Here is an 11,367-nt window from a genome sequence, read left to right as displayed (position 1 = left end):
GGGCGGCCATGGGTCATCCGGGATAGGACATCCGATGTCCCGCCGTATGTCGCAGGATTAGGCAGATGCCACCTTTCCAGAAGCCGAGAGGACGGTCCGGGTCTTCGAACGGACGCGTGGGGGTGCGTGATCACGGCTTTTAAACCGCATCCCGGCCCACGACGCCGACCCGATACACCGATCCAGCGTGATCATCGCCGGATCGGATGCTGGGCCATATAGCCTATTTGGTTATAAATGTCAATAAAAAGCGTGCCGCCGCGAGGGTGAGCGACGGCACGCAGGGGGAGTAGACTTCAAATCAGAACTCGAAAGATCAGAATTGGGCGCGCACACCCACGCGGTAGACCGGGCCGGAACTGGAGTAGTTCGTGACCACCGGCGAATCCTGGTAGGCGTAGTTGTTGCTGGTCTGGTTGGTCAGGTTCAGCCCCTCCAGCGTCACGGTGGCGAAGTCGGTCAGCTTGTAGCTGATCGAGGCGTCGATGTTGGTAGTGCCCTTGCTGAACGCGAAGTCGTTGATCAGTGGGCTGTTGCAGATCGTCCCCGCCACCGAAGGGTCGGCAGGCGAATTGGTCAGGCCCGGCGCACAGTCGCCGGCCGAAAGCGGGTACGTGGTGCTGTATCCCTTGCGCTTGGCCATCGACACGCGGGCGCGGAACCGTTCCGTTTCATAGAACAGCGTGGCGTTGAGCGCATCGGGCGAAACGCCCAGGAACGGCGCCTTGCCCAGCGTCTGCGGCTTGGTGGCGTTGCCGGGGTCGAGAATGTAGGTCAGCTTGCTGTCGATGTGGGTATAATTGATGATCCCGCCAAAGTGGCTGAGGAAGCCGGGCAGGAAGTCGAAGTTCTGCTGGAAGCTGATTTCGAAGCCCCGGATGTAGCCGCCCGGCGCATCGCGATACTGGCGCGCGGTAACTTCGTAATCGTTGTCGATGTAGGCCAGCTGGTTGGCGTTGGTGAACTGTTCGCGCAGTTCCTGCAGCGCCGTCGCGTCCAGGAACTGGGACAACGGCCCGGAAAACAGGATCGTCTGCGGGAACGACTTGATCTTCTTGTTGAACAACGCGACCGACAGCAACCCGCCCTTGGCGAAGTACCATTCCGCGCTGAAATCCAGATTGGTCGAATAGAACGGCTTGAGCTTGGGATTGCCGACCGTCAGCGTGCCGCCGGTGGTGTCGCCGGTGTTCGGGATCGAGATGCTGCTGACCGTGGGAGAAAGATTGCCCAGCAGCGGCCGCGCCATGACCTTGGCCGCCGCAAGGCGGATGACGACATCGTCGATCGGCTCATAGATCAGGTTAACCGAAGGCAGCCAGTCGGTGTACTTGTTGGTGCCAGAAATCTCGCGCCCGGCCGTGGTGCGGCCGGTGGAGATGAGGTCCGTCACCGCCACGCGCGTGCCCACGTTGCCGCGGAACGGGCGGTCGAACACCGTCAGATCCCAGTCGCCCTGCAGGTAGAAGGCGTATTCCTTCTCGTTCACGCCGAACGTGGCGGTGTTGTTGCGCGTGTTCCAGATGCGCCAGTCGCCCCACTTGTTGATGCAGTTGCAGGTGAAGTCGAACAGCTCGTCGAACTTCTCGATATCGGGCACGTAGAAGCTGGTGGCGGTGCCCTCAGGCACGTCGAGCCCCTGCCCGAACTGCACGACCTTGCCCATCTGCGCCGCGGTGGTCCCGGCTTCCAGCAGCGTGGGGTTGAGCGTATCGACCGGCCGCTCGTACTGCGTGGTGTAGAAGCCGAACTTGCGCCAGGTGCCGCCGAACGAGACGGCGAAGGCCGGGTCCAGATCCCAGCGGAAATCCGCCTTCACCGACTTCTGCGTGTTCTCCACCGTGCGCTTGTAGTTGCGGATCGCGGAGAAGCCCTTCACCGTCGTCCAGTTGTTCGGATCGGCCAGATCGAACCCTGCGTCGAACACGGGCATCGAACCGCCGTCACGCTCGTCATACGTGAAAGTCTCCGGCGCGTTCATGCGGTTGAATTCGACCAGCAGACCTTGCGAATTATTGGTCGACTTCGACTGGCCGTAGACGAAGTTTCCGCGCAGGGTGTCGGTGAATTCGTGATCGATGTTGGCGGACCACTGATAGAACTTGGTGGTGTAGTCCTGCCGGTCCGCGGCGGAACGCCAGTCGACGTTGCGCAGCTTGAGGTAGTTGGCGGTGCCGTTATCGACGTTGGCATCCAGCACGTCCACGCCCGGACGGCCGATCAGTTCGCCGCGATAGGCCAGCCTGTTGCTGGACGGGATATACCCGACCGAGTTGGGATTGTTGTAATAGTCGTAAGGGTCAAGGTTGTTCGGGTTGGTGCTGAAGATATTGGTCCCCAGCTGCGATGCCACCGTATTGCCATTGGCATCCAGCGCCGTGCCGAATACCGGGGTCGAGCCGTAAAGGCTTTCACCGCAATCCTGCCCATAGGTGATATCCGAACTCTCCCGCGAGGTGCACAGGCCGGGATAGAGGTTGCGCGCCGCCAGCGGATCAAGGTTGTTGCCCGCCGTCGCGTAGGCCGCATTGGTGTTGTTGCGATTGAGGCCGACGGTGCCGACCTGATACTTGGTGCTGCTGTTCTTGAACCGCGAATAGAGCCCGTCGACGTTGAGCCGCGTGCGGTTCGAGATCTGCCACTGATAGGCGGCGGTAATGCCAAGGCGCTGGTTCTTCACGTCCTGCTGCTGGATCGAGGGCAGCGCCGGGATGCGCACCGTCGAATCGTCAAAGCGGCCGGGGGTGTTGTAGGGCGCGCCGGGGTACAGCTTGGCGTAGGCTTCCGGATCGGAGCCGGTGAGGATGTCGATCGCCTCCGGGTTCGTCACGCCGCTGCCCAGGTCCGTCCCTACCGGCGCAGAAAAGCCGCCGCGCTGCGGGTTCTCGTTCCCCGCGAAGTCCGAGCCGCGATAGAGGTAGTCCGAAGAGCCGGCCGAACGCTGGTAGGAATCCAGTTCGTTGCGCGTCTTGTTGTAGGCGAACGAGACAAGCAGACCCATGCTGTCATCGAAGAACTTCTTGGAGACAAGGCCGGCAATGCGCGGGCTCCAGGCCTTGGAGTTCTTCTGGTAGCTGCCCTCTGTCGACAAGGCGAAGCGATCGCCCTTGAAGTCGAACGGGCGCGCGGTCTGAAGATCAATGTTGGCGCCCAGCGCGCCTTCGTCCGTCGCGGCCGAAGCGGTCTTCTGTACCTTGAGCGAATTGAACAGTTCGGATGCGAATGTATTGTAATCGAACGAGCGGCTGCGGTTCGGACTGGTGCCGGAATCGTTCGATCCCGAAGTTGAAAGCGCCATCAACCCGTTGAGACGGGTGATGTTGAAGTCCCCGCCAAGGCCGCGCACGGTAATCGTGCGCCCTTCGCCGTTGTCGCGGTCGATCGACACGCCGGTCATGCGCTGCAGCGATTCCGCAAGGTTGGCATCGGGGAAATCCGCGATATCCTCGGCGTTGATGGCATCGACGATGACGGTCGCGTTGCGCTTGGTGTTGATCGCGTTTTCAAGGCTGGCGCGAAAGCCGGTGACGATGATTTCGGCCGCCGAGGGTTCGGACGCGGTCGGCTCGCCTGCGGGCGGAACCGCTTCGCCGACATCCTGTGCCTGTGCAGGAAATGCCGACGCGGCGGCTATGGCCAGTGCGGCGCTGGTCAGCGCAAGGCGCACGGCAGGCTTGGTGAACTTGCTCATTGTCGCACTCTCCCTGTCGGACTCGGGCGCGGACGACAGGCGCGCAAGTCCCCCGACCGAGGATCGCAGTCCTCGGAATTAATACTGATACCGGTGTCAATCGAGATCGCAGACGGCGCGAAGCATCCCTCGAAAATATTCGAAGTTCACCCCACCTGCACTGCAACGATTGCCCTGATACGTGATGCCAGCAGCCCGCTTATTGCGCGGTATCTGCGATTTCGGCGTCAGCTAAGGTATTTTCCCTTATGCATCCCCATCCCTCCTAAGCCAGTATTTGTCTGGACTATGTCTGAGGTACTCCATTTGAATGGAGCCGACAAGAAAAAAGTTAGCGCTATCTTGCAGTGCAGCACGACGGCGCGAACTCAAGCCGGGCCAGGCGAGACAGCACTCGCGACGGAAGCACTTGACCTTCGCCGATCCATGTCTGATAGCGCTATCAGAACATCAGGGAGCAGGACGAAAGACGATCATTGCGATCCGGGCGAAATCCAATCCGGCATGCGCATTATGCGCCGTGCCCCGCTTGCGCTTTGACGGTCAGCATCCATTCCCACGCGTAGAAGGACACCGACATGACTACCGGCATGATTACCGGCGCCATCCTCATCGGCCGCGAAGAAGCGCAGACTCAGTCGGGCTACGCCGCGATCAACCCGGCAACCGGCGAAACGCTTGAACCGCGCTTCACCACGGCGGGCCTTGGCGAAGTGGAGCGCGCCTGCGCGCTGGCAGATGCCGCCGCGATTGCCTTTGCCGAAGCCGAACCCGAAACCCGTGCGGTCTTCCTTGAAACCATCGCGGAAGAGATCATGGGCATCGGCGATCCGCTGATCGAACGCGCCATGGCCGAAACCGGCCTGCCGCGCGCGCGCCTGGAGGGCGAACGCGGGCGCACCACCGGCCAGTTGCGCCTCTTCGCGCAAGTGCTGCGCGAAGGCAGCTGGGCGGGCATCACCATCGACCCTGCCCTGCCCGAACGCACACCCCTGCCCCGCCCTGATCTGCGCGTGCGCAAGGTTGCGCTTGGCCCGGTCGTGGTGTTCGGCGCCAGCAACTTCCCGCTCGCCTTCTCGGTCGCGGGCGGAGACACCGCATCGGCCTTCGCGGCAGGCTGCCCGGTCATCGTCAAGGGCCACTCCGCGCACCCCGGCACCGGCGAACTGGTCGCCCGCGCGATCCAGCGCGCGGTGGCGCTGTGCCATCTGCCCGAAGGCGTGTTCTCCTACCTTCCCGCGACGCGCGAAGCGGGCACGGCGCTGGTCGCCGACCACCGCGTCAAGGCGGTAGGCTTCACCGGATCGCGCCCCGGCGGCATGGCGCTGATGCGCACCGCCGCCGCCCGCCCCGAGCCGATCCCGGTCTATGCAGAGATGAGTTCGATCAACCCGGTCGTGCTGTTCCCCGCTGCTCTCGCCGCACGCGCCGAGGCACTGGGCGCGGCCTTCGTCGGTTCGCTGACGGCGGGCGCGGGGCAGTTCTGCACCAATCCCGGCCTTGTCATCGCCATCGACGGGCCAGACCTCGACACGTTCCTGGCCTCTGCCGCAGCGGCGATGGGCACCAGCGCGGCGCAGGACATGCTGACGCCGGGCATCCACTCTGCCTACGTCGATGGTGTCAGTGCGCTGGCGGGCCACGCCGCCGTATCCACCCTGGCGCGCGGCGTGGAGCCTACCGGCCCGCATCAGGCGCAGGGCGCGCTGTTTCGTACCACCGCCGCCGACTTCCTTTCCGATCCGGCGCTGGGCGCGGAAGTCTTCGGTTCCTCCTCGCTGGTCATCACCGTCACCGACATCGCCGAAGCGCAGAAGGTCATCGCCGCTCTTGAAGGCCAGCTGACCGCAACCCTGATCCTCGACGCCGATGACGAACCCGCAGCCGCAAAGCTGCTGCCGGTGCTGGAGCGCAAGGTCGGCCGCATCCTTGTCAACGGCTGGCCGACCGGCGTGGAAGTATGCCACGCGATGGTGCACGGCGGGCCTTTCCCCTCCACCTCGGACGGACGCACCACTTCGGTCGGCGCCATGGCGATCGAACGCTTCCTGCGCCCGGTCTGCTACCAGAACATGCCGTCCACGCTTCTGCCCGAGGGCCTGCGCGACGGTAACCCGTGGAACGCCCCGCGCCGCATCGACGGCACGCTCAAGCTGGCCTGATGACGATGGACGCCCCGACGCAGTCTTCCCCGCCGCGCCGTTTCCGCTCGCAGGACTGGTTCGCCGATCCTGCGCGTTCGGACATGGTGGCGCTCTATCTGGAGCGCTTCATGAACTACGGCATCACGCCGGCGGAACTGCGTTCGGGGCGTCCGATCATCGGCATCGCGCAATCGGGCAGCGACCTGTCGCCCTGCAACCGCATCCACCTCGACCTCGCAAAGCGGGTGCGCGACGGGATCCGGGATGCAGGCGGCATCGCGATGGAGTTCCCGGTCCACCCGATCTTCGAGAACTGCCGCCGCCCCACCGCCGCGCTCGATCGCAACCTTGCCTACATGGGGCTGGTCGAGATCCTGTACGGTTACCCCATCGATGCCGTGGTCCTGACTACCGGCTGTGACAAGACCACGCCCTCGCAGGTCATGGCCGCATCCACCGTGGACATTCCCGCCATCGTCCTGTCCGGCGGACCGATGCTCGACGGCTGGCACGAAGGCGACCTCGTAGGCTCGGGCACCGTCATCTGGCGCAGCCGCCGCAAGCTGGCCGCCGGAGAGATCGACGAGGAGGAATTCCTCCAGCGCGCCTGCGACAGCGCGCCCTCTGCTGGCCACTGCAACACCATGGGCACCGCCTCCACCATGAACGCGGTGGCCGAGGCGCTGGGCCTCTCGCTGCCGGGCTGCGCGGCGATCCCGGCGCCTTATCGCGAGCGCGGGCAGTACGCTTACGAGACCGGCCGCCGCATCGTCGAGATGGCGCACGAAGACCTGCGCCCCTCGCATATCCTGACGCGCGACAGCTTCCTCAACGCGATCCGCGTCGTCAGCGCCATCGGCGGATCGAGCAACGCGCAGCCGCACATCATGGCGATGGCGCGCCATGCCGGCGTCGAACTCACCGCCTCGGACTGGACCGAGCACGGCTACGACCTGCCGCTGATCCTCGACATGCAGCCCGCCGGACGGTTCCTGGGCGAACGCTTCCACCGCGCAGGGGGCGTCCCGTCGATCATGTGGGAACTGCAGCAGGCGGGCGTGCTGGCGCAGGACTGCATCACCGTCACCGGCGAGACGCTGGCCGAGAACCTCGAAGGCCGGGAAGCGCGTGACCGCGAGGTGATCCGCCCCTTCGCCGCACCCTTGCGCGAAAAGGCGGGCTTTCTGGTCCTGTCGGGCAACCTGTTCGACTTCGGCATCATGAAGACCTCGGTGATCTCTGCCGAGTTCAATGACCGTTACCTCTCGCGCCCCGGCTCCGAAGGTGTGTTCGAAGGCCGCGCGATCGTGTTCGAAGGCGGGGACGACTACCACCACCGCATCAACGACCCCGCGCTGGAAATCGACGCCGACTGCATCCTGGTCATGCGCGGCGCCGGGCCGATGGGCTGGCCGGGCTCTGCCGAAGTGGTCAACATGCAGCCGCCGGACGCGCTGATCCGCAAGGGCGTGCAGTGGCTGCCGACGCTTGGGGACGGGCGCCAGTCGGGCACCTCGGACAGCCCCTCGATCCTCAACTGCTCACCCGAAAGCGCGGCGGGCGGCGGCCTGTCCTGGCTGCGCACCGGCGACATGATCCGCATCGACATCCGCGCCGGCACCTGCAATGCGCTGGTCGACGAGGCCGAAATTGCCCGCCGCAAGGCCGAGGCCCCGCCGCCGGTGCCGCAGAGCCATACCCCATGGGAAGAACTCTTCCGCGAAAAGACCGGACAGATGGCCAAGGGCGCGGTCATGGAGATGGCCGTGAAGTACCGGCGCATCGCCGAAATGACCCCGCGCCACAATCACTGAACTTCTCCGAATCCCAGTAGAACTAAGTAATTTTTCTGACATAGTGCGCCCATGCAGCGAAGGCATATCGTTTTCATCGCCGGCATCCTTGCCGTGCTTTCAACGATACTGCCGCTTGGGACCGCTATCATCTACGCCGGGCACCGGGCGATGGAGGACGAACGCGCGCATCTCGGCGAATATAGCGACTGGACGCTCATGCGTGCCGAACGCAATTTCGACCGGATCAGCGATGTCTTCCGCGAACTGCAGAATACCCGCTGGGACCCCTGCAGCGATGCCCACATCGCCAGGATGCGCAAGCTGGCCGTCGATAATCTGGCGGTAGAGGAAGTCGGCTATTTCATCGACGGCAAGCTGGCCTGCACCAGCTGGGGCAAGGTTTCGCTGCTGGTCGCGCGCGGAACGCCTGACGCACGGCTTGCGGGCGGGTTCGGCCTCTATCTGAACGTCATGCCGCAAGTGAGCGCAGGGCGGCCGGTGATCGTCGTCGATCGCGGCGATTACAACACCCTGGTCAGCCACCAACGCTTCGTCGATGTGCTGACCGACACGCCGATGACGATCGGCATCGCCACGCTGGATGGCCGCCTCATCGCCGTCAACGGCAAGGCCCCTGACGAAGTGCTGCGCCGCGCCGCATCGGCCGACGGCACCGTCCATCTCGGCGCTCATGTCTACAGGTCCGTGCACGACGGCCATTTCCGCGCCTTTGCGATTACCGACCATGCCTATGTGCAGTCCCGCATGGACCGCGAACTGTGGGCGCTGATCCCGCTGGCCCTGCTGGTATCGGCAGCGCTCGTCGGTCTGATCGTGTGGCTGACCCGGCGCCTGCTGACGCCCCGGCGCGCATTGGCAGCCGCGATACGGCGGCGCGAATTCCACGTGCTCTATCAACCGATCATGGAGATCGCCACCGGCCTTTGCGTCGGTGCCGAGGCCCTGCTGCGCTGGCGGCGCGATGACGGCACCGACGTTCCGCCCGATGTGTTCATCCCGCTTGCCGAAGAGTATCACCTGATCGAGCCGCTGACCGACATGATGATCGGTTGCGTGGTGGCCGATCTTGCCGACATGCTGCGGCGGGACCACGACGTTCACGTCGCCATCAACATATCCGCTGCAGACATGCAGAGCGGCCGCTTCCTGCCCGTCCTCACCGAAGCGCTGGCGGCGGCGGGCGTCGCACCCCGGCAAGTCTGGCTGGAGGCCACCGAACGCGGCTTCATCGACGCCGCGCTTGCCCGTCAAACGCTGGAGCGGGCACGGGCGCAGGGCCATCTGGTGGCGATCGACGATTTCGGGACCGGGTATTCCAGCCTTTCGCAGCTGGCTACGCTCCCGCTTGACGGGCTGAAGATCGACAAGTCCTTCGTCGATGCGATCGGGCGGGACGCGGCGACCAGCGTGGTCGTGCCGCACGTGATCGAGATCGGGCACGGGCTCAACCTGCTGATCATTGCAGAAGGGGTCGAAACGCTGGCTCAGGAAGCCTACCTGCGCGCCGCGGGCGTCGGGTTCGCACAGGGCTGGCTTTATGCCAAAGCCCTGACGGCGTCGGAATTCCTGGCCTTTCAGGAAACCACCAACGGCCAGCGCGTATCGCCTTTCCTGGCCTCGCTTGCCGGGTAGAAGGCGCCCCTGCATCCAACGGGCCGGCCCGCGCGTTCACTTCTTGCTTTCCTTTTTGCCTTAGGCACCTGCTGCCGAACAGCCGCGCGGAGATGCCAGTGCCCCCGTTTCATCGCCCCAAGTCCCTGATAGCGCTGGCTTTGCCGTTGCTTCTCGACGTGACCGTGCCCGCATCGCGCCTGCCCATGGTCATGGCGGCCGCCGCCGTGCCACTTGCGGCCCGCACGGCAAGCGCGGCCGAACCGGCTGCGCCCGCAGACCGCGACCGGCTATATCCCTTCTACCTGCCCATGGGCGGTCTGCGCGCACCAGCGGCGACCTTTCGCATCAGGTGCGAAGCCTCTCGCGCGGCGGGGCACGAGGTCTATCAGGGCCGATCGCCGGATTCCTACGGCGGGCCGATCGAGGGCGGCTACGAACTGATCTATGAGGCTCAGGATGCGCAGGGCCGGCCCTGCGTCTACCCATTCGCGCCGTCGCTGCCGCAAGTCGGCGGGCCGGTGCAGGGTACGCAATACATCCTGCGTAGCTCCAATCCGGGCGCACGGGTGGCATTTCGCACCGGCGACGAGTGGGCGACGGTAGACCTGCGCCTGTTCAACATCGCCGCCCAGCGCGTCCATTTCGAGATGCGCGATATCGAACTGGATTTTCCCGGCGCGATCCAGGCCAAGGGCGCGCTGCATCTGGAAGTCACGGGTACGCAGGCCCCCGGACTTTTCACCGCCGTCGTGCGCCGCGCGAAGATCTACGGCGGTAAGAACGCCCTGTTCGTGCCCAACGGCCAGACCATGCTCTATGTCGAGGACAGCGACATCGCGGGCAATGTCGGCACAAACACCGATCAGGAACATACCACCTACATCAACGGCACTCTCGTCTCGCATTTCCGCGACACGAAGTTCCACGGCCAGCGCGCCTGGGAAAACACTGCGAGCGGCCATCAGCTGAAGGACAAGGCGTACCTTCGCGTATACGAGAACGTCACCGTCTCCAACGTGCCGCAGAGTTCTCCCCCGTCAGCCATGCCGCTGATCGATGCGTCCGCCTTCGGCTTCACATGGTCCGACGGGCTGCGAATCGAGCGGGTCGCCCCCCTGCAGGCCCCGCGCGACGCGCTGGTCGATCTGCGCACCGACATTCGCTACGGCGAACCGGGCAATTATCCCTGGCCGGTGATCGGTTCGCCCGGATGGCAGATGCCGCCCTCTCCGCTTGACGCGCTGGACAGGGTCTACCTGTCGGTCTTCCTCAATACTTCGGTCAAAAGCTTCCGCACCGAACCCTATGTCTTCGCGCTGAGGCCCACCGGCACCACGCCGGGCACCGACGGCTATCACGTGGAGGGCAGCGAAGCGCCGCGTGCGCAGCAGCGCTACGTGTCGCTGGCCTTCGGCACGGGCGGCAACCTTGAACGGGTCTATTCCCCCGAAGGCTGGACCTATGCCGACCCCGACCTTCCCGCCGGGTCGGAATGGGTGCTGGACCGCAGCAAGTTCATCCGCCACGCCCTTGCCCTGATCGGGCGCTAGGCGAAAGCGGCGGGATCAAAGCGGCACGCTGGCGCGCAAGGGATCGAAGTGAACGATCTCGCGCAGGCTGATCAGCGTCTCGAAATCCTGTACGTTCTCGTCGGAAGCCAGCACTGCGTCGGAAAAGCGCTGGTACGCCTCGATCGACGGCACGCTGACCATCAGCAGGAAATCGGTGCGCCCGGTAACGTTCCACGCGCCGATCACCTCGGGGCAACGGGCCAGTCTAGCCGCGAAAGCCTGCTCCATGCGCAGGCCCGATCGGACGAGTTCGACAAGCACATGGATCGTGATCGCCGGAGCTAGCCGCGCCGGGTCGATCAGGGCCACGTCAGCAACGATCACGCCCCCTGCCCGCAAGCGGCGCAGGCGGCGTAGCACCGCGCTTTCCGACAAGCCTACCTGCGCCGCGATCGAGCGGGCGGGCTCAAGATTATTGCGCCGGACGATCTCTATGATTCGCCGGTCGAATTGATCCAGATCGACTGATTCCGGCACATGGCACCCTTAAATTGACGAATTTCATCACCTGATGACGATATTCGCCAGAC

Annotated in this window: 6 protein-coding genes; 4 read left to right on the top strand and 2 right to left on the bottom strand. The window is 64.5% G+C overall.

Annotated elements, in window-relative coordinates:
* Window positions 1–316: 316 nt before the first annotated feature.
* The gene (locus A8V01_RS19210) at window positions 317–3,691 is read right to left on the bottom strand and encodes a TonB-dependent receptor (protein WP_103097943.1); all 3,375 of its coding nucleotides are present in this window, start codon (window positions 3,689–3,691) and stop codon (window positions 317–319) included.
* 590 nt (window positions 3,692–4,281) lie between these two features.
* Here A8V01_RS19210 and A8V01_RS19205 point away from each other — a divergent pair.
* From A8V01_RS19205 to A8V01_RS19190, 4 genes are all read left to right on the top strand, one after another.
* Window positions 4,282–5,853, top strand: a complete 1,572-nt coding sequence (locus A8V01_RS19205) for an aldehyde dehydrogenase (NADP(+)) (protein WP_103097946.1) — start codon at window positions 4,282–4,284, stop codon at window positions 5,851–5,853.
* Between the two features lie 5 nt (window positions 5,854–5,858).
* Window positions 5,859–7,649 carry an IlvD/Edd family dehydratase gene (locus A8V01_RS19200; RefSeq protein ID WP_103097945.1) on the top strand — a complete coding sequence of 597 codons (1,791 nt, stop codon included), beginning with the start codon at window positions 5,859–5,861 and terminating at the stop codon, window positions 7,647–7,649.
* A gap of 51 nt (window positions 7,650–7,700) precedes the next feature.
* The gene (locus A8V01_RS19195) at window positions 7,701–9,284 is read left to right on the top strand and encodes an EAL domain-containing protein (protein WP_103097942.1); all 1,584 of its coding nucleotides are present in this window, start codon (window positions 7,701–7,703) and stop codon (window positions 9,282–9,284) included.
* A gap of 98 nt (window positions 9,285–9,382) precedes the next feature.
* Window positions 9,383–10,816 (top strand): hypothetical protein, encoded by a 1,434-nt coding sequence (locus A8V01_RS19190; RefSeq protein ID WP_146037324.1) that lies wholly within the window; start codon window positions 9,383–9,385, stop codon window positions 10,814–10,816.
* Window positions 10,817–10,831: 15 nt separating this feature from the next.
* On the opposite strand, the gene A8V01_RS19185 is transcribed toward A8V01_RS19190, so the two are convergent.
* On the bottom strand, window positions 10,832–11,314 hold the full coding sequence (locus tag A8V01_RS19185) for an Lrp/AsnC family transcriptional regulator (RefSeq protein ID WP_103097940.1): 483 nt from the start codon (window positions 11,312–11,314) through the stop codon (window positions 10,832–10,834).
* Between the last annotated feature and the right edge of the window lie 53 nt (window positions 11,315–11,367).

Source organism: Novosphingobium guangzhouense (genome assembly GCF_002896965.1).
GTDB classification, from domain to species: domain Bacteria; phylum Pseudomonadota; class Alphaproteobacteria; order Sphingomonadales; family Sphingomonadaceae; genus Novosphingobium; species Novosphingobium guangzhouense.
The sequence above is the reverse complement of the archived record's forward strand: the minus strand, read 5'-3'. Positions and strand labels throughout refer to the sequence as shown.

Coding starts and splice junctions, on each gene's coding strand:
- A8V01_RS19210 (WP_103097943.1), bottom strand. CDS start 3,691: ATGAGCAAGTTCACCAAGCCTGCCGTGCGCCTTGCGCTGACCAGCGCC.
- A8V01_RS19205 (WP_103097946.1), top strand. CDS start 4,282: ATGATTACCGGCGCCATCCTCATCGGCCGCGAAGAAGCGCAGACTCAG.
- A8V01_RS19200 (WP_103097945.1), top strand. CDS start 5,859: ATGGACGCCCCGACGCAGTCTTCCCCGCCGCGCCGTTTCCGCTCGCAG.
- A8V01_RS19195 (WP_103097942.1), top strand. CDS start 7,701: ATGCAGCGAAGGCATATCGTTTTCATCGCCGGCATCCTTGCCGTGCTT.